At 64.5% G+C, this 21,490-nt stretch carries 18 protein-coding genes; 10 read left to right on the plus strand and 8 right to left on the minus strand.

Features of this window, described 5'->3' with window-relative positions; all coding sequences use genetic code 11:
• The first annotated feature begins 14 nt into the window (after window positions 1-14).
• Window positions 15-779 carry an SDR family oxidoreductase gene (locus MHZ91_RS19800; protein ID WP_239215339.1) on the plus strand — a complete coding sequence of 255 codons (765 nt, stop codon included), beginning with the start codon at window positions 15-17 and terminating at the stop codon, window positions 777-779.
• Window positions 780-822: 43 nt separating this feature from the next.
• Here the strand turns inward: MHZ91_RS19800 and MHZ91_RS19805 are convergent, their stop codons facing one another.
• The 6 genes from MHZ91_RS19805 to MHZ91_RS19830 all read right to left on the minus strand — a co-directional run bounded on the left by MHZ91_RS19805 (window position 823) and on the right by MHZ91_RS19830 (window position 7,167).
• Entirely contained in the window at window positions 823-1,467 is a 645-nt protein-coding gene (locus tag MHZ91_RS19805; RefSeq protein ID WP_239215340.1) for a histidine phosphatase family protein, read from the minus strand.
• Window positions 1,468-1,493: 26 nt separating this feature from the next.
• Window positions 1,494-2,402, minus strand: a complete 909-nt coding sequence (locus tag MHZ91_RS19810; protein ID WP_175126042.1) for a LysR family transcriptional regulator — start codon at window positions 2,400-2,402, stop codon at window positions 1,494-1,496.
• Between the two features lie 15 nt (window positions 2,403-2,417).
• Window positions 2,418-3,503 carry an ABC transporter ATP-binding protein gene (locus MHZ91_RS19815; protein WP_105240132.1) on the minus strand — a complete coding sequence of 362 codons (1,086 nt, stop codon included), beginning with the start codon at window positions 3,501-3,503 and terminating at the stop codon, window positions 2,418-2,420.
• Window positions 3,500-5,212: an iron ABC transporter permease gene (locus tag MHZ91_RS19820; protein ID WP_175126043.1), complete on the minus strand. Its 1,713-nt coding sequence runs from the start codon at window positions 5,210-5,212 to the stop codon at window positions 3,500-3,502. The genes MHZ91_RS19815 and MHZ91_RS19820 overlap by 4 nt, the downstream gene beginning before the upstream one ends.
• Before the next feature lie 90 nt (window positions 5,213-5,302).
• A complete protein-coding gene (locus MHZ91_RS19825; protein ID WP_239215341.1) occupies window positions 5,303-6,628 on the minus strand; it encodes an ABC transporter substrate-binding protein in 1,326 nt (441 codons plus the stop codon).
• Between the two features lie 116 nt (window positions 6,629-6,744).
• Complete coding sequence (locus MHZ91_RS19830; protein WP_062841737.1) at window positions 6,745-7,167, minus strand: FlxA-like family protein; 423 nt, start codon at window positions 7,165-7,167, stop codon at window positions 6,745-6,747.
• 145 nt (window positions 7,168-7,312) lie between these two features.
• On the opposite strand from MHZ91_RS19830, the gene MHZ91_RS19835 reads away from it, so the two are divergent.
• Together MHZ91_RS19835 and greA are read left to right on the plus strand one after the other, a co-directional pair.
• The gene (locus MHZ91_RS19835) at window positions 7,313-8,623 is read left to right on the plus strand and encodes a solute carrier family 23 protein (RefSeq protein ID WP_239215342.1); all 1,311 of its coding nucleotides are present in this window, start codon (window positions 7,313-7,315) and stop codon (window positions 8,621-8,623) included.
• A 416-nt stretch (window positions 8,624-9,039) separates the two neighbouring features.
• The gene (greA, locus tag MHZ91_RS19840) at window positions 9,040-9,516 is read left to right on the plus strand and encodes a transcription elongation factor GreA (RefSeq protein ID WP_175126060.1); all 477 of its coding nucleotides are present in this window, start codon (window positions 9,040-9,042) and stop codon (window positions 9,514-9,516) included.
• A 130-nt stretch (window positions 9,517-9,646) separates the two neighbouring features.
• Here greA and MHZ91_RS19845 read toward each other — a convergent pair whose 3' ends face one another.
• Entirely contained in the window at window positions 9,647-10,249 is a 603-nt protein-coding gene (locus MHZ91_RS19845; RefSeq protein ID WP_175138258.1) for a YhbY family RNA-binding protein, read from the minus strand.
• An 18-nt stretch (window positions 10,250-10,267) separates the two neighbouring features.
• Between MHZ91_RS19845 and MHZ91_RS19850 the strand changes: the two genes are divergently transcribed.
• From MHZ91_RS19850 to MHZ91_RS19870, 5 genes are all read left to right on the plus strand, one after another.
• Entirely contained in the window at window positions 10,268-10,900 is a 633-nt protein-coding gene (locus MHZ91_RS19850; protein WP_175126048.1) for an RlmE family RNA methyltransferase, read from the plus strand.
• Window positions 10,901-11,121: 221 nt separating this feature from the next.
• On the plus strand, window positions 11,122-13,008 hold the full coding sequence (gene ftsH, locus MHZ91_RS19855) for an ATP-dependent zinc metalloprotease FtsH (RefSeq protein ID WP_175126049.1): 1,887 nt from the start codon (window positions 11,122-11,124) through the stop codon (window positions 13,006-13,008).
• An 18-nt stretch (window positions 13,009-13,026) separates the two neighbouring features.
• Entirely contained in the window at window positions 13,027-13,872 is an 846-nt protein-coding gene (folP, locus tag MHZ91_RS19860) for a dihydropteroate synthase (protein WP_175126050.1), read from the plus strand.
• On the plus strand, window positions 13,869-15,212 hold the full coding sequence (gene glmM, locus MHZ91_RS19865; protein WP_239215343.1) for a phosphoglucosamine mutase: 1,344 nt from the start codon (window positions 13,869-13,871) through the stop codon (window positions 15,210-15,212). Before folP ends, glmM begins: the two co-directional genes overlap by 4 nt.
• 168 nt (window positions 15,213-15,380) lie before the next feature.
• On the plus strand, window positions 15,381-16,187 hold the full coding sequence (locus MHZ91_RS19870) for a GNAT family N-acetyltransferase (RefSeq protein WP_175126052.1): 807 nt from the start codon (window positions 15,381-15,383) through the stop codon (window positions 16,185-16,187).
• Between the two features lie 159 nt (window positions 16,188-16,346).
• On the opposite strand, the gene ppx is transcribed toward MHZ91_RS19870, so the two are convergent.
• Window positions 16,347-17,834, minus strand: a complete 1,488-nt coding sequence (gene ppx / locus MHZ91_RS19875; RefSeq protein WP_175126053.1) for an exopolyphosphatase — start codon at window positions 17,832-17,834, stop codon at window positions 16,347-16,349.
• A 219-nt stretch (window positions 17,835-18,053) separates the two neighbouring features.
• On the opposite strand from ppx, the gene ppk1 reads away from it, so the two are divergent.
• Both ppk1 and pstS read left to right on the plus strand, forming a co-directional pair.
• On the plus strand, window positions 18,054-20,129 hold the full coding sequence (gene ppk1, locus MHZ91_RS19880) for a polyphosphate kinase 1 (RefSeq protein ID WP_175138262.1): 2,076 nt from the start codon (window positions 18,054-18,056) through the stop codon (window positions 20,127-20,129).
• A 227-nt stretch (window positions 20,130-20,356) separates the two neighbouring features.
• Window positions 20,357-21,397 (plus strand): phosphate ABC transporter substrate-binding protein PstS, encoded by a 1,041-nt coding sequence (gene pstS / locus MHZ91_RS19885; RefSeq protein ID WP_175138263.1) that lies wholly within the window; start codon window positions 20,357-20,359, stop codon window positions 21,395-21,397.
• The last annotated feature ends 93 nt before the right edge of the window (window positions 21,398-21,490 follow it).

The raw sequence follows: 21,490 nt of genomic DNA on the forward strand, positions 1-21,490 counted from the left end.
AGGCAGGTCAGGACATGGACAAAGTCTTCATCACCGGCGCCAGCAGCGGCCTGGGGCGCGCCCTGGCGCAGCAATACGCAGCCAAGGGCGCCACGCTGGGCTTGCTGGGCCGCCGCGAGGAAGCGCTGCGCGAACTGGCCGCCAGCCTGCCGGGCGAGCATCGCTGCTATGCCGTGGACGTGCGCGACCGCACGGCGCTGCACGGCGCGGCGCAGGACTTCATCGCGTTCTGCGAGGGCAGGGTGGATGTGGTCATCGCCAGCGCCGGCATCAGCGCCGGCACGCTGACCGACCACGGCGAGGATTTCGACGTCTTCAAGGCCATCGTCGACACCAATCTTCTGGCCACCGTGTCCACGTTCGAACCCTTCATCGCGCCGATGCGGGCGGCGGGGGCAGGGCGCCTGGTCGGGATCGCCAGCGTGGCGGGCATACGCGGCCTGCCCGGTGCCGGCGCTTACAGCGCGTCCAAATCGGCAGTGGTGACCTATTGCGAAAGCCTGCGGCTGGAACTGGCCGCGCAGGGCATCAGCGTCGTGACGATCGCGCCCGGCTATATCAAGACGGCCATGACGGCGCATAACCCGTACTCGATGCCCTTCCTGATGGAAGCCGACGCCTTCGCCACCCGCGCGCACGCGGCAATCAGCCGGGGGACTAGCTACACAGTGATTCCGTGGCAAATGGGCGTGGTGGCCAAGCTGATGCGGTTGCTGCCCAATGCCGTCTACGACAGGCTGGCCCGAAACGCCCCGCGCAAGCCGCGCAAAACGGTGTGAGGCCAGCCGTCCGGCGCCCGCCGGACGGGGGCAGGCATGTCCCTCAAGGCACCACGTCGTCGCCCACTTCGGCGGCGATGTGCGTCACGTCACCCCAATCCAGCACTTCCCATTTACGGCCGTCAACGCCGACGCGGTTGATGCTGACATTGAGCAGGGCCGCGTCGCGCGGCGCATTCAGCGGCACGCCCGATGCATGGCGCCAAATGATGTCCAGCACGCCGCCATGGGTGAACATCAGGATGCGCTCGCCCTCATGGCGGCTGGCGATATCGTCCACGGTGCTGATGACGCGCGATTGAAACTGCCCGAGCGATTCGCCGCCGTCCAGCGGGCGCAGCGGATCGCGGCTCTTCCATGCCGCCGCGGCTTCCGGCGCCAGGACGTCGATGCGCTCATGGTCCAGGCCTTCCAGCACCCCAAAGCCCCGCTCGCGGATGCCGGGTTCCACGCGTACACGCAGGCCAAGCTGCTCCGACACAGGCACGGCCGTCGCGTGCGCGCGTTGCAGGTCGCTGCTGTAGATCGCGTGGATTGGCGTGTGCTTGGCCTCTTCGTGCAGGCGCGCGGCCAGCAGGCTGGCCTGGTTGACGCCGAATTCGTTCAGGGGGATGTCTTGCCAGCCTTGCAGGCGCCGCTGGCGATTCCAGTCGGTTTCGCCGTGGCGGATGAACCAGATTTCAGTCATTGCAGTCTTGTTGCGGGGATTGAGCCTTATGCCTGGACCGGCGCGATGGGCGCGCGCGGCTTCCAGATGGCTTGAATGATCGAGCTTAACGCGACCAGCGCGGGCTCGCTAGCGCGTTCGTAAGGCAGCATGAAGCCCAGCACCGCGTCGACGCGCGCCTGGCCCCACACGATGAAGTCGCTGGACGCGGCACCCGCCAGCGCGGTTTCCTCGCGCAGCAGCGCGCAGCCCGCGCCGGCCCGCACCAGCGCGTCCATGTTGGCCTGATCGTCGTTCTGCATGACGATGCGCGGCGACAGCCCGTGGCGCTCGAACATATCGCGCAGCAACAGATGCGTGTGGCTGCCGGACGGACCGTCCAGCCACGGCAGTTGCGCCACCTCGCGCCAGCCGCCGCGTTTGAGCACCGCCGCGTGCTCGGCGGGCATCGCAATCCGATACCGCACGCTGCGCAGCGGCTGCCACAACACGCCGCGCGGCGCGTTGGCCGCGATGGTCAGCGCGGCGGGCAGGCGGCCGGTACTGACCTGTTCGGCCAGCGCCGCAGCGGGCTGGGTCTGGGTCTTCAGTTCAACCAGCGGCAGGCGCTGCGTGACGGCCGAGGCCAGCTCCCCCAAGCGCAGGAAATCGGGCTTTTCGCTGGGAACACCCAGTTCGACAACGCCATGCAGATTGCCCTGCAACTGCTGGGCTTCGGACTTGAATTGCGCGCCCAGCACCAGCAGCGATTCCGCCGTCGGCAGCAGCACTTCGCCCGCCTTGGCCAGGGCAAGCCGGCCGCCGCTGCGGTCGAACAGCGCGACGCCCAGGCTCTGCTCCAGCGCCTTGATCTGCGCGGTCACGGCGGGCTGTGTCAGCGACAGCGCCTCGGCCGCCTTCGTCAGGTTGCCCAATCGGGCAACCGTGACGAAGGCGCGGATCTGGTAGATTTCCATGGCCGCGAGTGTAGGTCAGGCGGCCAGCAGCCGCACCTGTGTCGGCTCCAGTCCCACCGACACCGGCGCGCCCGCCGGAAACGGCGACAGGCCGGCCAGATGCGCCTGGTCGGCCGTCAGCCGCTGCTCTCCAACCTGCACCTGATAGCGCGTGAATTCGCCCAGAAACTCGCTGCTTTCCACGATGCCCGGCAGCCAGACATAACGCGCATCGCCCAGGCCATCCGCCATCTCGATCTGCACCGTGTGGGGCCGAAAGCTCGCTGCCAGCCGCGTCGCCGCAGGCGCCTCGCCCGTCAGCGGCAGGTGCAGGTCGCCCACGCCGTCCACCGCCAGCGTTACGCTGCTGCTGGTGCGCTCGCGCACATTGCCTTCCAACACGTTCATCGTGCCCACGAAATTCGCCACGAAGCGGTTCACGGGGTAGTCGAACAGCGTGCTCGGCGCGCCGATCTGCTGCACCACTCCATGGTCCAGCACCGCCATCCGGTCAGCGGTGGTCATCGCTTCTTCCTGGTCGTGCGTGACGAAGATCGTCGTGATGCCCAGGCGGCGCTGCAGGCTCAAAAGGTCCTGGCGCATCTGCACGCGCAGTTTCTTGTCCAGGTTGGACAGCGGCTCGTCCAGCAGCAGCACCTGCGGTTCGATCACGATGGTGCGCGCCAGCGCCACGCGCTGCTGCTGTCCGCCCGAAAGCTGGTTGGGACGCCGCTTGGCATATTGCGACAGCCCCACCAGATCGAGCGCGGCTTCCACCTTGGTGCGGATCTCGGCGCGCGGCAGCTTGCGCTCGACCAGGCCGAACGCCACGTTGTCCCACACCGTCATGTGCGGCCACAGCGCATAGTTCTGGAACACCATGCCGATGTTCCGATGCCAGGGCGGGGTCCCGCTAATGTCCTTGCCGTCCACCAGCAACTGGCCTGCGCTGTGGCGATTGAAACCCGCGATCAACCGCAGCAGGGTGGACTTGCCCGAGCCCGACGGCCCGAGCAGCGCGAAGAACTCGCCCGGCTCGATGCTGATGCTGACGTCCTTCAGCACTTCGGTCTTGCCGTACGAGAGCTGGATGTTGCGGCATTCGACGCTGACTTTCTTCATGCGGATTCCCCTTCATTGCGCGCCGGTTGCTGGCGCTTTGATGCGCGGTCCACCAGCAGGTGCGATACGTAAGTGCCGATACCCACGGCGACCACTGCCAGGACGCCAAGCGCGGCGCCCGGTCCGCGGCCCGCCGCGCTCTGCATGTACAGATAGATGCCGTAGCTCATGGGCGCCTGGCTGTCCTTGGTCACCAGCATGATGGTGGCCGACAGTTCCACGGCGGCCGTCACAAAGCTGGTCACGAACCCTGCCAGCATGCCGCCCGCCATCAGCGGCACCACGACGCGTCGGATCGTGCTCATGCGCGTGGCGCCCAGCGACTGGGCCGCCTCTTCCAACGACACGTGGATCTGCTGCAACGCCGCTACGCACGAACGCAGCGCGTACGGCAGACGCCGCACGGAATACGCGAGCATGATGATGATCCATGACGACGTCAGCATCGTGCCTGTGCCAGGCAGCTCGATGCCGCGGAAGGTGCGCAGAAAGCCGATGGCCAGCACGATGCCCGGAATCGCCAATGCCGCCGAAGCCAGAAAATCCAGCCATTGGCGCGCCGGCAGCCGGGTACGCAGCATCAGGTAGGCGATCGCGGTGCCCAGGATCACGTCGATGCCCGCGGCAAGGCCGCAATACAGCAGCGTGTTGGCGATCATGCCCTGCGATTCCGAGAACACGGCTGAGTAGTGGGCCAGCGTGTACCCGTCCGGCAGCGGCGCGTAGCTCCAGACGCTGGCCAGCGACAGCAGCAGCACGCCGATGTGCGGCGACAGCACCAGCAGCAGCACCAGGATGATCCAGCCATACGCCAGCACGCTTTCCATCGGACCCAGCTTGCGCTTCTGGATGGAATTGCCGCCCTTTTGCAGCGTGGAGTAGTCGCGTCCCTTGAGCACGCGCGCCGACAGCCACAGCGCCAGGATCGAAAATCCCACCATGATCACGCTGATCACATAGCCCAGCGGATCCTCCAGCCCCACCTGCGTGATGCGCAGGTACGCTTGCGGCGCCAGCATGTTGGTCGTGCCCAGCACCAGGGGCGTGCCCAGGTCGTCGAACACCTTCACGAACACCAGCGACGCGCCCGCCACATAGCCGGGCAGGGCGAGCGGAAAGATCACGCGGCGGAACAGGCGGAACCCGCGCGAACCCAGGTTGAAGGCCGCTTCTTCCATGGCCCCGTCGATGTTGCGCAGCGCCACCACGAGGTTCATCAGGATGAACGGGAAATAGTGGATGGCTTCCACGAAAATGACGCCATTCAGCCCTTCCATGAACGGAATCGTGAAGCCGAACCAGTCATTGAGCAGCAGGTTCACGCTGCCCGAACGGCCAAAGATCAGCTGCATGGCCACCGCGCCCACGAAGGGCGGCATGATGAGCGGCAGCACGCCCAACGTCTGGATCAGCAGGGCGCCGCGAAAATCGAAGCGCACCGTGAAGTACGCCAGCGGCACCGCGATCAGGGAAGCGATCAGCGCCGACCAGCCCGCCACGTACAGGCTGTTGAAGAACGCTTCCCGCATCAACGGCTGGTTGAAGAAGGCGCCGAAGTGACCGGTGGTGAAGCTGCCGTCGGCATTGACGAAGGCGCTGTGAAAGACCGTACCCACCGGGACGGCCAGGAAAAGCAGCAGAAAGCCGAACACCAGCAGCGCCGCCAGGACGGGGCCGGCGGGCAGGCGCGAATGGCTCGAATGATTCATCGAGAGTCCCGAAAATCGTTGCCAGAAGACAGGCGCGATCCACGGCGGGCGGGGCTAAGTCCGCCTGCCGTGTTCAGCGCATTCAGACGATCAGAGCGCGGCGGCCTGCCGTGCCAGCTTGACGGCTTCTTCGTAGTTGGCGCGCGCGCGGCCATTCCACTCGCCTTCAAGCTGCGTGATCTGCTGGTTGACGGCCGCGTCCTTCTTGTTGCCGGCGAAGATCGCCAGGAACGCCGGGTCGGCCGCCTTCTTGCTGTCGATCAGCGGCGCCCAGGCCAGCTTGCGTGCCTCTCCCAGCAATTCGGCTGCCTTGCCGCTCTTGGCCTTGTCGCCCAGCTTGGCCTCGGCGTCGTAGATCGCCTTGGTGGCCGCTTGCAATTCCTTCAGCCGGAACGTGACGGTCTGGTCGTACAGCGATTGCACGACGTAGTAGCGCGACTGCGACAGGTCCGCGTCGAAATGAACCTTGCTGCGCTTGGCGATTTCCGCCGGGTCGGGATAGCCGGGCGGAATCTTGCCAGCCAGTGCGGAGTAGGGCAGCACCGGCAACCGCGAGATCTTCGGCTCCAGCAGCAGCTCCTGGCCCGCCTGGCTCAGCGTGAAGGCGATGAATTTCTTGCCTTCCTCGGTGTTCTTGGCGCCCTCGATCAGCGCGATGTTCGCCGGGACGATGGCGGTCTCGGACGGATAGACGAACTCAACGGGGAACTTGGAGTACTTGCTCGACAGCCCGAAGAAGTCGATGACCGGTCCGGCGCCGAACTGGCCGTTGTTCACGCCGTCGGGTACGCCGAACGAGCGCTCGGTGACGGCGCTGCTGTTGCCCGACATGCGCAAAAGCGTGTTCCAGCCGTCATCCCAGCCTTCGCCTTGCAGGATGGTTTCCACGGTCAGGTGCATCGTGCCCGAACGCGAGGGCGACGTGATGCCCACGTGGCCGAACCACTTGGGCGACAGCAGATCCTTCCACTCGACAGGCGCGGGAATCTTGTGCGCCGCGATGTACCGGGTGTTGTAGATAATGCCGTAGCCCGCCAGCGCCTGGCCCAGATACATGCCGCCCGGATCATTGATGGGATAGCTGCCGATCTTGTCCGGCACATCCTTGTTCGCGATGTCGGCCGACTTGGCCAGCAGCTTGTCGCGTCCCAACACCTCGAACGCATCGGGCGCGCTGGCCCAGAAGACCTCGGGGCGCTGACCCGCTGGCGTCTCCCGCACGAAGGCGATCCCCGACACCGTGTTCTTGTTCAGGATTTCCAGCGTGATGCCGGGATTGGCTTTCTCGAAAGCGGTCTTGTAGGCCTGGGTCAGGTCCTTGGGGAACGACGTGATCACCGTGACGGTGCCGGCCAGGGCCGGCGCCGCGCAAACGGCCAGCAGCGCCCCGGCAAGGGCTGTGCGCATTGCGTGCATGGTTTGTCTCCGTGGTTTTAGATTTGTCTGGAGACAGTACTGGCACGCCCGATGAGCGTCCAATCAGAAATTTTGATGCGCGCCATCAGCGACGGCGCCACATCGCTTGCGCCGAATCAGGCCTGGGCCGACACGCCGGCCTGTTTGGCAGCCTGCGCCTGTTTTGCCAGGAGTTGGGAAATCTGGCCTTGGATCTGCACAGCCTGGGCATTGAGCGCCATGATCTGCTGCGCCTTCATTTCGGCCGACATGCCGCTCGCCTTCACTTTGGCGATCTGATCCATGATGCGCTTGAGCTGCTTTTGCAACTCCTTGATCTGGCGGGTGTATTCGTCGTCGTTGTCGGTTTCTTCGGTGGCCTGCGCGTTGCCGACCTTGGTGGCGCCCGGATTGTTGACGCGGATCTTGCCTTCCGCGGTCACCGACACGGCATCCTGCCCCGAAGCGTTCTTCGCTTCCTTGTTGGCCTGGATCTTCTCGGCCCAAAGATCTGCAAGGCTGCTGATCCGGGAGGTGCCGCTGATGCTATTGATCGCCATGACTATTCCTTTGCCTGGGATTTCGGGGTTTCCACTAATACGGCAATCGGCCGGCAAAACTTAAACGTTGCCCCCGCTTGATGGCCCCCTTTACACTGGCGCCCGCTCGCAGTTTGAAACCCTCTCGTACCACCCCGGGGAATCCATGTCCAACTCCTACTTTCCGCGCTGGCGCCTGGCGGACGACGCCGAGCCCGGCGTCATCATCGCGCCCGACGAACGGCTGTCCTGGCCCAAGAACGTCGCCATGGGCGCACAGCACGTCGTCGCGATGTTCGGCTCGACCGTCCTGGCGCCGTTGCTCATGGGGTTCGATCCCAACGTCGCCATCCTGATGTCGGGCATCGGCACGCTGATCTTCTTTCTGTTCGTGGGCGGCCGGGTGCCCAGCTACCTGGGTTCCAGCTTCGCGTTCATCGGCGGCGTCATCGCGGTGACCGGCTATGCCGGCGGCGGGGCCAACGCCAACATCGGCGTCGCGCTGGGCGCCATCATTGCCTGCGGTCTGGCTTACACGCTGATCGGCGTCATCGTCTGGATCGTCAATGCCCGGGCAGGCGGCGGCGCCGACTGGATCGATACCCTCATGCCGCCCGTCGTCACAGGCGCGGTGGTGGCCGTGATCGGCCTGAATCTCGCGCCCATCGCCGCCAAGGGCGCGATGGGGGCGTCGGGCTTCGATAGCGCCATGGCCATCGTCACGATCGTCTGCGTGGGCGGCATCGCCGTCTACACGCGCGGCATGGTGCAGCGCCTGCTGATCCTGGTCGGCCTGATCCTCGCGTGCGTGGTGTACGCCGTGCTGGCCAACGGTCTGGGCCTGGGCAAGCCCATCGACTTCACCGCCGTGTCGGCCGCCGCCTGGTTCGGCCTGCCGCACTTCGCGGCGCCCGTCTTCAAGGCCGAGGCCATGGGCCTCATCGTGCCGGTCGCCATCATCCTGGTGGCCGAAAACCTGGGGCACGTGAAGGCCGTCAGCGCCATGACGGGCCGCGACCTGGACCGCTACCTCGGCCGGGCCTTCGTCGGCGACGGCGTGGCCACCATGGTGTCGGGCGCCGTCGGCGGCACGGGCGTCACGACCTACGCCGAAAACATCGGCGTGATGGCGGTCACCCGCATCTATTCCACGCTCGTGTTCGTGATCGCTGCCCTGATCGCGATCGTCCTGGGCTTCTCGCCCAAGTTCGGCGCGCTCATCCAGACGATCCCGGGACCTGTGCTGGGCGGCATGTCGGTGGTTGTCTTCGGCCTGATCGCCATTGCCGGCGCCCGTATCTGGGTCGTCAACCAGGTCGATTTCACCGACAACCGCAACCTCATCGTGGCTGCGGTCACGCTGGTGCTGGGCGCGGGCGACTTCACCATCAAGCTGGGCAACTTCACGCTGGGCGGCATCGGTACCGCCACGTTCGGCGCGATCATCCTGTACGCGCTCTTGCGGCGCACGAAGTAACGGCGACATGCGGGACGCCGAGGCGTCCCGCATCGTGGCGCAAAGCCTATCGTCCAGTAGTATCTTGGCTCGGGAGGCTCCCGGAAAACCCTCGGTTCGCGCGGGAGTCCATCGGGCCCGGCAAGGCCGCAAAGCCTTTTCGGTGCGAAATCGCCGGTTTTAGCGGGTTACAGCGCCGAAATGCGCCGAAAAGGCCGTTTTCTCCGGCGGCTTGCAATTCCCGCCGAGATTGACCACAATATGACTTTGATTGCCCCGGTTCCGACCCGAGCCGGGGTTTTGTTTTGGTCGCCCGCGCCGCTCGCCAGATTTTTCCAAGCATCAAATGGCAAACAAAAGGCAAGCGCGCCGGTCCTGCGGCCTTCACCGAGAACGCTCCTTCGGGGCGTTTTTCTACTTTTTGTTTGGGAAACGACATGTCTGCCATTCCTTTGACCGTGCGCGGGGCCGAGCGCTTGCAAGAAGAGCTCCAACGGCTGAAAACCGTCGAACGTCCTGCCGTGATCAACGCAATCGCCGAGGCGCGCGCACAGGGTGATCTGTCGGAAAACGCCGAGTACGATGCCGCTCGCGAGCGCCAAGGTTTCATCGAGGGCCGGATTGCCGAGCTTGAAGGCACACTTTCCAATGCCCACCTCATCGACCCGACGTCGCTAGAGGCCGAAGGCCGCGCCGTGTTCGGCGCTACCGTCGACATCGAAGACCTGGATTCGGGCGATCGCGTTACGTATCAGATCGTCGGCGACGTTGAAGCCGATATCAAGTCCAACCTGATTTCCGTGTCCAGCCCCGTGGCTCGCGCGCTGATCGGCAAGAGTGAAGGCGATGTGGTCGAGGTCGTTGCCCCGGCTGGCGTTCGCGAATACGAAGTCCTGGGCGTGCGTTACATCTGACGCTAGCGCCACAAGCAGTAAAAATGTCAAACCACCCTGGCCCGGACGCTACGTTCGTCTGAATTCCGCGGTACATTGCGGATCGCTATGGTGGACCGGGCGCGTAAAGCGCCCGTTTTTGTGCCTGGACTTACCTTTTTGCGGTCTTGCGGCTGGTGCCGCTGCGGGCTCCGGCGCGCAGGCTCAGCGCGCTGCCGGCGCGGCGCGGAATGCCGTGGCCGCCAGCTGTGGCGCGCTTGTTGGAAGGCCGCATGGGCTTGCCGTTCTTGTTGAGTTCGTCCTGGGGGACGTAGCGCTTCTTGGCGGGTGCGGGCTCTTCGGATTCGCTGCGGCGCGGGCGCTTGGCAAGGGTCCTGCCTTCGGCGGCCAGCTTCTTGGGCGTGTAAGGTTCCGAGGCGCGGCGTTTGGCAGGCGCTTCGGGTTCCTGGGCGGCCAGCGCGGCGGGCTTGATGTTGCCGGGCAGCGGGCGGAACAGGATCAGGGTCTTGCCCAAGTGATGCACGGGCGCGCAGGATAGCGTCTCGCAGATCGTGGCGAGCATGGCGTCCCGGGCTTCACGGTCGTCGCCGCCCGCGCGAACCTTGATGAGGCCATGCGAAGTCAGCGCCCGATCGATTTCCTTCAGCACGGCGTCGGTCAAACCATTGTCGCCAATCAGGACGACGGGGCGCAGAGGGTGAGCGGCGGACCGCAGGTCGCTGCGCTCACGAGAGGTAAGTTCTAATATAGGCATGCGTGGAATTGTACGGTAATGGCCAAGAATAAATTCTCTAAAGACTGGATTCACCAGCACATCAACGATCCCTATGTGAAGCTGGCGCAACAGAAGGGCTATCGCGCCCGCGCCGCTTTCAAGCTGATCGAGATCCTCGACACCGAAAAGCTGATGCGCCGGGGCGACCTGGTCATCGATCTGGGCTCCGCGCCGGGCAGCTGGTCACAGGTGGCGCGCGAGCGGCTCGCCGGGCCGGGCGGCGTCGTGGACGGGCGCATCATCGCGCTGGACATCCTGCCCATGGAGCCCGTGGCAGGCGTGGAATTCATCCAGGGCGACTTCCGCGAAGACGAAGTCTTGAAACAATTGGAAGACATGGTCGGATCGCGTGCGGTGGACCTTGTTATTTCAGACATGGCCCCCAACTTGTCCGGGGTGGGTATTGCCGACTCCGCGCGCATCCAGCATGTTTGCGAATTGGCGATGGAATTTTCCTGCGCCCACCTCAAGCCCAACGGGGCGCTGATCGTCAAGGCTTTCCACGGCACGGGCTTCTCGCAGATCGTGGAATCCTTCAAAAAGCGCTTCCGCCGGGTGGTCGAACGCAAACCGAAGGCCTCTCGGGACAAGTCCTCAGAAACCTTTCTGGTGGCGCGCGATCTGAAGTAACCCTTCCGTAATCATCCGGGGCAAACCGTCCCGGCCAAGAAAACCCCCGTCCCGCCGAGACAACGACCAGAAAACTCAAGAATCAAATGTAATTAAATGGGCCCCACGGCTGCCAGGACGCAACTCCGTCCTACAGGTTAGAATGGGCTATTGACATACTTGTGACTGTGCCATACGCGGGTGCGCAGTCGCCGGTCGGAATCGAAAGCAGGAGATCGACCTTGAACAATTCATTTTCCAAAGTCGCTGTCTGGATGGTGATAGCCCTGGTGCTGTTCACCGTCTTCAAACAGTTCGACGGACGCGCTCAGACCCAGGACGGTGTGACTTACACGCAGTTCATGGACGACGCCAAGGCGGGACGTATCCGCAAGGTCGACGTTCAAGGCGACGTGCTCTACGTCACCCCGGACGCGGGCCGCGCCTATACGCTGACTTCCCCCGGCGATCTCTGGATGGTCTCCGATCTGCTGAAGTACGGCGTGCAGGTTTCGGGCAAGCCGCGCGAAGAGCAGTCGCTCCTGATGAGCATCTTCGTCTCGTGGTTCCCGATGCTGCTTCTGATCGGCGTATGGGTGTTCTTCATGCGACAGATGCAAGGCGGTGGCAAGGGCGGCGCATTCAGCTTCGGCAAATCGCGCGCCCGGATGCTCGACGAGAACACCAACCAGATCACCTTCGCTGACGTCGCCGGTTGCGACGAAGCCAAAGAAGACGTGCAGGAACTGGTCGACTTCCTGCGTGACCCCAGCAAGTTCCAGAAGCTGGGCGGCCGTATCCCGCGCGGCGTGCTGATGGTGGGTTCGCCCGGTACCGGCAAGACGCTGCTGGCCAAGGCCATCGCCGGCGAAGCCAAGGTCCCGTTCTTCAGCATTTCCGGTTCGGACTTCGTTGAAATGTTCGTCGGTGTGGGCGCGGCCCGTGTCCGCGACATGTTCGAAAACGCCAAGAAGCACGCTCCCTGCATCATCTTCATCGACGAAATCGATGCGGTCGGCCGCCAGCGCGGCGCCGGCCTGGGCGGCGGCAACGACGAGCGCGAACAGACCCTGAACCAGATGCTGGTTGAAATGGACGGCTTCGAATCCGGCCAGGGCGTCATCGTGATCGCCGCAACCAACCGTCCCGACGTGCTGGATCCGGCGCTGCTGCGTCCGGGCCGTTTCGATCGCCAGGTCGTGGTGCCGCTGCCCGATATCCGTGGCCGCGAGCAGATCCTGAAGGTCCACATGCGCAAGGTTCCGCTGTCGCCCAATGTCGACGCGACCATCCTGGCGCGCGGTTGCCCGGGCTTCTCCGGTGCCGACCTGGCCAACCTGGTCAACGAAGCCGCACTGTTCGCCGCCCGCCGCAATGGCCGCACGGTCGATATGTCCGACTTTGAAAAGGCCAAGGACAAGATCATCATGGGCGCCGAGCGCCGCTCCATCGTGATGCCCGAAGAGGAACGCAAGAACACCGCGTACCACGAATCCGGCCACGCGATCGTCGCGCGCATGCTGCCCAAGACCGACCCGGTCCACAAGGTCACCATCATCCCGCGCGGCCGTGCGCTGGGCGTGACGATGCAGTTGCCGGAAACCGACCGCTACAGCATGGACAAGGGCCGTCTGCTGTCCACCATCGCCGTGCTGTTCGGCGGCCGTATCGCCGAAGAAATCTTCATGGACCAGATGACGACGGGCGCCTCGAACGACTTCGAACGTGCCACCGCCATCGCCCGCGACATCGTCACGCGCTACGGCATGACCGACGAACTGGGTCCCATGGTCTACGCCGAGAACGAAGGCGAAGTCTTCCTGGGCCGCAGCGTCACCAAGACCACGCACATGTCCGAAGCCACCATGCAGAAGGTGGACACCGAGATCCGCCGCATCATCGACGAGCAGTACGGCGTTGCGCGCAAGATCCTGGAAGACAACCGCGATAAGGTCGAAGTCATGACGTCCGCGCTGCTCGAATGGGAAACCATCGACGCCGACCAGATCAACGACATCATGGAGGGCCGCCCCCCGCGTCCCCCGAAGACGCCGCAAGGCCCGTCGGACACGTCCGATACGCCGCCGACCGGCCTGGCTGCAGGCGGTAGCACGGCAGCTGCGGTCTGAGGTTCTTCGTTCTGGTTTATGGCAAATAACTTCCTTTGCGGGCGCTTCGAGTTTGATCTCGAGCGCCCGCTTGTCATGGGCATCGTCAATGTCACACCGGACTCGTTTTCCGATGGCGGCCAACACGACGATACCGATTCCGCCGTGGCGCATGCGCGCCAGTTGATCGAGGAAGGCGCCCAGATTCTGGACCTGGGCGGCGAATCCACGCGCCCGGGGGCCGACCCCGTTTCCGTGGCCGACGAGCTGAACCGGCTGCTCCCGGTGGTCGAGGCGCTGCGCGACTGCGGCGTGCCGCTCTCCATCGACACGTTCAAGCCGGAAGTCATGCGCGCCACGCTGGACGCCGGCGCGGACATGATCAACGACATCTACGGTTTCAGGCAGCCAGGCGCGATCGAAGCCGTCTCGCAATCGCGCTGTGGCCTGTGCGTCATGCACATGAAAGGCGAGCCTCGCACCATGCAGGCAGCGCCGCCCGAGTACACCGACCTGATCGGTGAAATCGGCCTGTTTCTGGGGGCTCGCGCGCAAAAGCTGCGCGCGGCCTGGATCGATCCTCGCCGCATCGTGCTGGACCCGGGATTCGGGTTTGGCAAGACGGCCGACCAGAACTTTCAACTGCTGCGCCGGCTGTCCAGCCTGCGCAGTACCGGTTATCCATTGCTGATCGGCCTGTCGCGCAAAAACATGATCGGCCAGGCCACCGGCCGGCCGGTTGGCGACCGGCTGCCCGGCAGCATTGCCGCCGCGCTTGCCTGCGTCGCGCGTGGCGCCTCCATCGTGCGCGTGCACGATGTTGCGGCCACGGTGGATGCGCTTAAGGTATGGCAGGCGGCTGAACAAGGAGCAATCAGTTCATGATTCGACGCAAATATTTCGGTACCGATGGCGTACGCGGTGAAGTCGGCGGTCCGGTGATCAATGCCGAATTCGCCTTGCGCCTGGGTTACGCCGCTGGCCGCGTGCTGGCCCGCGAGCACGCCGTGCGCGGCGCAAGCCGCCCGCAGGTCGTCATCGGCAAGGACACCCGGATTTCCGGCTACATGCTGGAGTCCGCGCTGGAAGCGGGGCTGTCCGCCGCCGGTATCGACGTGCTGCTGGCCGGCCCGATCCCGACGCCCGCGGTCGCCTACCTGACCCGCGCGCTGCGCCTGGTCGCCGGCATCGTCATCAGCGCCTCGCACAATCCCTACCAGGACAACGGCATCAAGTTCTTCTCGGCGCAGGGCATGAAGCTGCCCGACGAAATCGAAGCCGACATCGAGGCCGCGCTGGACGAGCCCCTGGGTTGCGTCAGATCGGAAGCGCTGGGACGCGCGCGCCGCATGGGCGACGCTCAGGGCCGCTACATCGAATTCTGCAAGAGCACGTTCCCCAACGACCTGGACTTGAACGGCATGACGATCGTGGTCGACGCCGCACACGGCGCCGCCTACAACATCGCGCCGCACGTCTTCCGTGAGCTGGGCGCCGAAGTCCACGCCATCGGCGTGCACCCCGACGGCTTCAACATCAACAAGGGCGTGGGCGCGCTGCATCCCGAGCTGCTGGCCAAGGAAGTCAAGGCGCGCGGCGCCCAGCTTGGCATTGCGCTGGACGGCGACGCCGACCGCCTGCAGATGGTGGACGGCGAGGGCCGCATCTACAACGGCGACGAACTCATGTACGCCATCGTGCGCGAGCGCATGCAGCGCGGCAAGGTCGAGGGCGTGGTCGGCACGCTGATGACCAACTTTGGCTTCGAGCGCGAAATGAAGCGCCTGGGCGTGGGCTTTGACCGCGCGAACGTGGGCGACCGCTATGTGCTGGAACAGATGCAATCGCGCGGCTGGCTGTACGGCGGCGAAAGCTCCGGCCATCTGCTGTGCCTGGATTGCCACTCCACCGGCGACGGCATCGTGGCGGCGCTGCAGGTCTTGACCGCGCTGCGTCGCAATTCCACCACGCTTGGCGACTGGGTCAGCGACCTGCGCATGTATCCGCAAAAGATGATCAACGTGCCGCTGACGCCGGGCCTGGACTGGAAGACGCATGCCGGTCTGACCGCCGCGCGCCAGGCCGTCGAGGCAGAGCTGGACGGCCGGGGCCGGATCCTGATCCGCGCTTCGGGGACGGAACCCAAGCTGCGCCTGATGGTTGAGGCCGAAGATGAGGCGCTGGCGACCAATTCTGCAGAGAAGCTTGCGGCAAGCCTGGGGTAAACCCTGAGTTTCGATTTAATATGTGGGCCACGCGTCGAAATCGTCGCGTGGCCTTTTGTTGTTTGAGTTTTCGATGCCGGTCTAAGCGTCATAGTCACGTAACATATTGGTCAAGTCATTGACATACAGGGCGTCCACACTGGCTGGACTCTCTAGGAGCTTCGCGCAATGCTGGAATTAGCACGCATCAATCCGAGCCGCAGTACCGCAGAACCCTGGACGGGCTCGGCCCCGAAGGTCCTGGCTGTCGGCCTGGCGCGTACCGCCGAAGAAATAGAGCAGATCCAACGCCTGCGCTATGAGGTCTTCACCGAAGACATGGGTGTCGTCTTCCCTGATGCGCAAGATGGCATCGAGCAAGACCGCTTCGATCCGTTCTGTGAACACCTGATGGTCCGCGAACTCGACACCGACCGAGTCGTTGGCACCTATCGGATCCTGACCCCCGAAAAGGCGCGCGAAGCCGGCGGCTATTACTCGCAGTCGGAATTCGACCTGTCGGGCCTGGGCGCCATCCGCGACGAAGTCGTTGAAGTCGGCCGCTCCTGCACCCACGCCGATTACCGTGGCGGCGCGGTCATCATGCTGCTGTGGTCCGGCCTGGCGGAATACCTGCGCCGCGGCGGTTACGAATACGTGCTCGGTTGCGCCAGCGTCAGCCTGCGCGATGACGGCGTCACCGCAGCGGAAGTGTGGCGTACGGTGGCCAAGCAGATGCCCCAGGGCAACGAGCCGCGCGTCACGCCGCTGCACCGCTACCCGGTCGAAAAGCTCAACAGCACCTTACCGGCGCGCGTGCCGCCGCTGATCAAGGGCTATCTGAAGCTGGGCGCCAAGGTATGCGGCGAACCGGCATGGGATCCGGATTTCAACGCCGCCGACTTCCCGGTGCTCTTGAAGATGGAGCGCATGGACGAGCGCTACCGTCGCCACTTCGGCCTGGACCAGCCGGCCATCATCGCTACCCAGCGCTAGACCCCATCCATCATGCGCCGCCTGTTCCGCCGAATGACAATCAGACTGATCCGGCGGGCCACCCGGCCGCTGCGCATGGAACTCAGGCGGCTGGATCGGGAAACCGATCTCTCGCCATTCTGATCAGCCGGGGCGGCCGCGCCGCCCCGTTCTTGATTTTCAGAACTCCAGCAGTTCGAACGAAAACCCGACCTTGTTCCACTCGGCTTCTTCCGCGCGCAGCGTGAAGTCGCTGAGCGGGTGTTCGGCCAGCCATTCGCGGTTGACGCGCACCACGATGGAGTTGTCGCGGACCGACGCGGTGAGGGGCAGGGGTTCGATCTCGCCGCGGCGGCGGAACAGCAACACCGCCAGACGCAGCGCCAGGATGGCCTTCCATTGCGGGCGCGTGCGCACCAGCGGTTCCACCTTGGCCAGCTTGCCCTGGTGTCCCAGCGCCAGCAAGGCCAACAGTTGCTGGTCGGCGCGTGAAAAGCCCGGCATGTCGGCGTTTTCCAGCACGTAGGCGGTGTGCTTGTGATACGCGTTGTGGGCAATCGACAGACCCACTTCGTGCAGATCGGCCGCCCAGCCCAGTGCCGGGCGCAGCTCGGCGCGCTCCTGGCCTTCGGGAAACATGGCGTCGAACAGGCTGAGGGCGGCGTGGCGAACGCGGCGCGCCTGGTTCACGTCCACGTGATAGCGCTTGACGAACTGGCGTACCGATTCATCGCGCTTGTCGTGCTCGTCGTCACGGCCCAGCAGGTCGTACAACACGCCCAGGCGCAGTGCGCCGTCGCCGGTGTGCATGACATCGATGCCCAGCTCGTCGAACAGCGCGCTCATGATGGCCAGCCCGCCGGGCAGCACGTCGGCGCGTTCGATCTTGATGCCGGGAAGCTCGGACGGAATGACGCGGCCCGAGCGGATGAGACGGTCCTTCAGCTTGGTCAGGCCCGAGCGCGTGATGCCGCGGTCGGAATAGCCGCCTTCGGTCAGGATTGCAAAGAGCGCCTTGGCGGTGCCGGAGGAGCCATAGGCTTCCTTCCAGCTCATCTTACGGTACTGCTTGGCGATGACTTCGATTTCGCGGCGCGCGGCCAGCTCGGCCTGCTTCATCTGGTGCGCATCCACCACGCCGTCCGAGAAGAACTGGCGGCTGTAGCTGACGCAGCCCATGTACAGCGAGGACATCAGGCCCGGTTCGTGGCCCTTGCCGATGATGACTTCGGTAGAACCGCCGCCGATGTCGATGACCAGGCGCTTGTTGGGCGAAGGGGGCAGGGTGTGGGCCACGCCCGTGAAGATCAGGCGGGCCTCTTCGCGGCCGGCGATGACTTCAATGGGAAAGCCCAATGCGGCTTCGGCCCGGGGCAGGAAATCTTTGGTATTGCGGGCGACGCGGAACGTGTTGGTGGCAACCGCACGGACCCGGTTGGGGTGGAAACTGCGCAGGCGTTCGCCGAAGCGTTCCAGGACGGCAATGGCGCGGTCGATGGCGGCGTCGCCAAGCCGTTTTTCGGCGTCCAGACCGGCGGCGAGCCGGACGGTTTCCTTGAGGCGGTCGATCTGGTAGATCTGGGGCGTACCGTCCTGCTGAACGATGCGTCCGATGGAGAGGCGAAAGCTGTTGGACCCGAGGTCCACCGCGGCCAGAAGTTGATCCATGCGGCTCGTAATATTGGCTGTGAGGTGGACCGATTATAAGGACCCCATGTGACAACGCCGCCGGATACGGGTTTTTGCTTACGGAACAGAGGCTTGGAAGCCATTGTCCGGTGCGCCATATGTCCCGCATTTGACGTACCCTTAGCGATTGGGCGCTGTCATAGAACCGTCACCTGTTTGCAGTAAAACTTCACGCTCTCTTTTCGTATGGAATCCGGTATGCCCACACGTCCGCCAGGCGAGCCTCTGCTCATGAATCGCGAATTGTCGCTGCTCAAGTTCAATGAACGCGTGCTGGCGATGGCGGAAAACCCCAAGACGCCGCTGCTGGAAAGGCTGCGCTACGTGTGCATCGTCAGTTCCAACCTGGACGAGTTCTTCGAGATCCGGATCTCCAGCCTGAAAGAGCAGCAGCGCCAGTCGCCCAATCTGGTCGGCCCGGACGGCATGACGCCCGACGAGGCATTCGAATGCGTCCAGCAGGCGGTGCACGAACTAGTGAACCGCCAGTACAACCTGCTCAACGATCAGATCCTGCCCGCCATGCACAAGGAGGGCATCGCGCTGCATCACGCTTCCGAATGGAATCCGGAGCAGCAGGAATGGGCGCGCGACGTGTTCCACCGTGACGTGATGCCGCTGTTGACCCCCATCGGGCTGGACCCGGCGCATCCGTTTCCGCGCGTCTACAACAAGAGCCTGAATTTCATCGTGTCGCTGGCCGGCGCTGACGCGTTCGGCCGTCAGGCGTCCATCGCCATCGTCCAGGCGCCCCGCGCGCTGCCGCGCCTGATCAAGATGCCGCAGGAGCTCTCTGGGCAGCCCGAGGGCTACATCCTCCTGACTTCCCTCCTGCGCGCCTTCGTGGGCGAGCTGTTCCCGGGCCTGGAGATGCTGGGTTGCTACCAGTGGCGCGTCACGCGCAACAGCGACCTCTTCGTGGACGAGGAAGAAGTCACCAACCTGCGCCACGCGCTGCAGGGCGAGCTGTCGCAGCGCAACTTCGGCGCCGCCGTCCGCCTTGAGATCGACAAGCTGACGCCCGTCGAACTGGAAACCTTCCTGCAGCGCGAGTTTTCGCTGAAGGCCGACGACACCTATCGCGTGCCCGGCCCGGTGAATCTGTCCCGGCTCATGCAGCTGTGCAATTCCGCGGCGCGCCCGGACCTGCTGTTTCCCGACTACCGCGCGCCCGTGCCCGCGCCGTTTGACCGCGTCGGCGACAAGCCCGCAGAACTCTTTGAGGCAGTGGCCGAGTGCGACCGCCTGCTGCACCATCCCTATCAGTCGTTCCAGCCAGTCATCGACTTCCTGACCGCCGCCGCGCTGGATCCGGACGTGATGGCCATCAAGCAGACCATCTACCGCACCGGCGAAGACTCCGAGCTGATGAAGATCCTGCTGGCGGCCGCGCGCGCCGGCAAGGAAGTGACGGTGGTGGTGGAGCTGATGGCGCGCTTTGACGAGCAGACCAACATCAACTGGGCCTCCAAGCTGGAAGAGGTGGGAGCGCACGTCGTCTACGGCGTGGTGGCGCACAAGACGCACGCCAAGATGGCGGTGGTGCTGCGCCGCGAAAAGGGCCGTCTGCGCCGCTACGCCCACTTGGGCACCGGCAATTACCACCCGCGCACGGCGCGTCTGTACACCGATTTCGGGCTGCTGACGGCGGACCCGAAGCTGTGCGAGGACATGGACAAGGTGTTCGCGCAGTTGACCGGCCTGGGTGCGCGCCGCGCGCTCAAATCGCTGATGCAGTCGCCGTTCACCCTGCACGAAGGCATGGTGTCGCTGATCCGCGCCGAGGCGCGCGCCGCCAAGGCGGGCAAACGGTCGCGCATCATGGCCAAGATGAATTCGCTACTGGAAGAGCAGATCATCGCCGAGCTTTACAAGGCCAGCCAGGCGGGCGTGAAGATCGACCTGATCGTGCGGGGCGTCTGCGCCTTGCGCGCCGGGGTGCCGGGGCTGTCAGAAAACATCCGTGTGCGCTCCATCGTTGGCCGCTTCCTGGAGCATTCCCGCGTCTTCTATTTCTACGCCGACGGCGAAGAGACCGTGTACCTGTCGTCCGCCGACTGGATGGACCGCAACTTCTTCCGCCGCGTCGAGATCGCGTTCCCGATCTACGACAAGACGCTCAAGAAGCGCGTTATCGACGAGGCCTTCACCTACGCGCTGCGCGACAACCAGCTGGCCTGGCAGCAGCAACCCAGCGGCGACTACGCGCGCGTCAAGAGCCGCCGCGAGCCCTACAACCTGCACCAGTTCCTGATGCAGAAGCTGGGCGTCTGAACGACCAGGGCCGAAATAGGGTTTGTCCCTTTAATCTTGTCTGAGCCTCACGGCCGCCCGGCAACTGCCCGGCGGCCGTGGTTTTTATGCCGCATCGAACGTCTGCATGAACAGTTTGTGACTGTCATGGTCTTGTCACGTTGCGTGCCTAAGATGCGAGGGTCGCTGAAAGACAGGCAGCTAAAAAGCCTGCCAAGACTCCTTTAACGAGCACAGAAGGAACCCAGATGTTCAAACGTGTCTTCAAGCAAGTTTCCGTGGGCGTCGCGCTGAGCGCCGCCGTTTTTGCCGTCCAGGCCGCCAACGTCACCGGCGCCGGCGCATCGTTCCCGTACCCGATCTACGCCAAGTGGGCGTCCGACTACAAGGCTGCGACCAACAACGCGGTCAACTACCAGTCCATCGGTTCGGGCGGCGGTCAACAGCAGATCATTGCAAAGACGGTCGACTTCGGCGCCTCGGATGACCCGATGAAGGCTGCCGACCTGGAAAAGCACGGCCTGCTGCAATTCCCCGCCGTGATCGGCGGCACTGTCGCCGTCGTGAACGTCGACGGCGTCGAGCCGGGCAAGCTGAAGCTGTCGGGCAAGGTCCTGGCCGACATCTTCCTGGGCAAGATCAAGAAGTGGGACGACGCTGCCCTGAAGGCGCTGAACCCCGACGTCAAGCTGCCCTCGGCCGACATCATCGTCGTGCACCGTTCGGACGGCTCGGGCACCACCTTCGGCTGGACGAACTACCTGTCCAAGGTGTCGCCGGAGTGGAAGTCGCAAGTCGGTGAAGGCAAGGCCGTCAAGTGGCCCACCGGTCAGGGCGGCAAGGGCAACGAAGGCGTCGCCGCCTACGTCGGCCAGCTGAAGAACTCGATCGGCTACGTCGAATACGCCTACGCCAAGCAGAACAAGCTGGCCTGGACGCAACTGCAGAACAAGGACGGCAAGTTCGTCCAGCCCGAGCAAAAGGCTTTCGCCGCCGCGGCCGCCAACGCCGACTGGAAGAGCGCGCCGGGCATGGGCGTGGTCCTGACCGACGAGCCGGGCGCCGATTCGTGGCCCGTCACCGCCGCCACCTTCATCCTGATCCACAAGTCGCAAGACAAGCCGGTTCAGGGCAAGGCTGTGCTGGACTTCTTCGACTGGGCCTTCAAGAACGGCGCCAAGTCGGCTGAAGCCATGGACTACGTGCCGCTGCCGGAAGCCGTGACCAAGGAAATCCGCGCCGCCTGGGGCGAAGTGAAGTCCGCTGACGGCCAGGCTGTCTGGAAGTAAATCAGTACCGAGCGGCCCCGACGCCTGATGGCGGGCGGGGCCGCCGCTTGTAAATCGACCTCTCTGCTGTTCCCCCAGGTTTCCTAAGGAAAG

Origin of the sequence: Achromobacter sp. ACRQX (assembly GCF_022346505.1) — a bacterium.
Classification (GTDB): domain Bacteria; phylum Pseudomonadota; class Gammaproteobacteria; order Burkholderiales; family Burkholderiaceae_B; genus Achromobacter; species Achromobacter animicus.

Bases quoted from the DNA above. Each gene is read 5' to 3' on its own strand.
- MHZ91_RS19805 (WP_239215340.1), bottom strand. From the start codon at position 1,467: ATGACTGAAATCTGGTTCATCCGCCACGGCGAAACCGACTGGAATCGC.
- MHZ91_RS19845 (WP_175138258.1), bottom strand. From the start codon at position 10,249: ATGCCTATATTAGAACTTACCTCTCGTGAGCGCAGCGACCTGCGGTCC.
- MHZ91_RS19835 (WP_239215342.1), top strand. From the start codon at position 7,313: ATGTCCAACTCCTACTTTCCGCGCTGGCGCCTGGCGGACGACGCCGAG.
- pstS (WP_175138263.1), top strand. From the start codon at position 20,357: ATGTTCAAACGTGTCTTCAAGCAAGTTTCCGTGGGCGTCGCGCTGAGC.
- MHZ91_RS19800 (WP_239215339.1), top strand. From the start codon at position 15: ATGGACAAAGTCTTCATCACCGGCGCCAGCAGCGGCCTGGGGCGCGCC.
- MHZ91_RS19815 (WP_105240132.1), bottom strand. From the start codon at position 3,503: ATGAAGAAAGTCAGCGTCGAATGCCGCAACATCCAGCTCTCGTACGGC.
- greA (WP_175126060.1), top strand. From the start codon at position 9,040: ATGTCTGCCATTCCTTTGACCGTGCGCGGGGCCGAGCGCTTGCAAGAA.
- MHZ91_RS19870 (WP_175126052.1), top strand. From the start codon at position 15,381: ATGCTGGAATTAGCACGCATCAATCCGAGCCGCAGTACCGCAGAACCC.
- ppk1 (WP_175138262.1), top strand. From the start codon at position 18,054: ATGCCCACACGTCCGCCAGGCGAGCCTCTGCTCATGAATCGCGAATTG.
- MHZ91_RS19825 (WP_239215341.1), bottom strand. From the start codon at position 6,628: ATGCACGCAATGCGCACAGCCCTTGCCGGGGCGCTGCTGGCCGTTTGC.
- MHZ91_RS19850 (WP_175126048.1), top strand. From the start codon at position 10,268: ATGGCCAAGAATAAATTCTCTAAAGACTGGATTCACCAGCACATCAAC.
- MHZ91_RS19830 (WP_062841737.1), bottom strand. From the start codon at position 7,167: ATGGCGATCAATAGCATCAGCGGCACCTCCCGGATCAGCAGCCTTGCA.
- MHZ91_RS19820 (WP_175126043.1), bottom strand. From the start codon at position 5,212: ATGAATCATTCGAGCCATTCGCGCCTGCCCGCCGGCCCCGTCCTGGCG.
- MHZ91_RS19810 (WP_175126042.1), bottom strand. From the start codon at position 2,402: ATGGAAATCTACCAGATCCGCGCCTTCGTCACGGTTGCCCGATTGGGC.
- folP (WP_175126050.1), top strand. From the start codon at position 13,027: ATGGCAAATAACTTCCTTTGCGGGCGCTTCGAGTTTGATCTCGAGCGC.
- glmM (WP_239215343.1), top strand. From the start codon at position 13,869: ATGATTCGACGCAAATATTTCGGTACCGATGGCGTACGCGGTGAAGTC.
- ppx (WP_175126053.1), bottom strand. From the start codon at position 17,834: ATGGATCAACTTCTGGCCGCGGTGGACCTCGGGTCCAACAGCTTTCGC.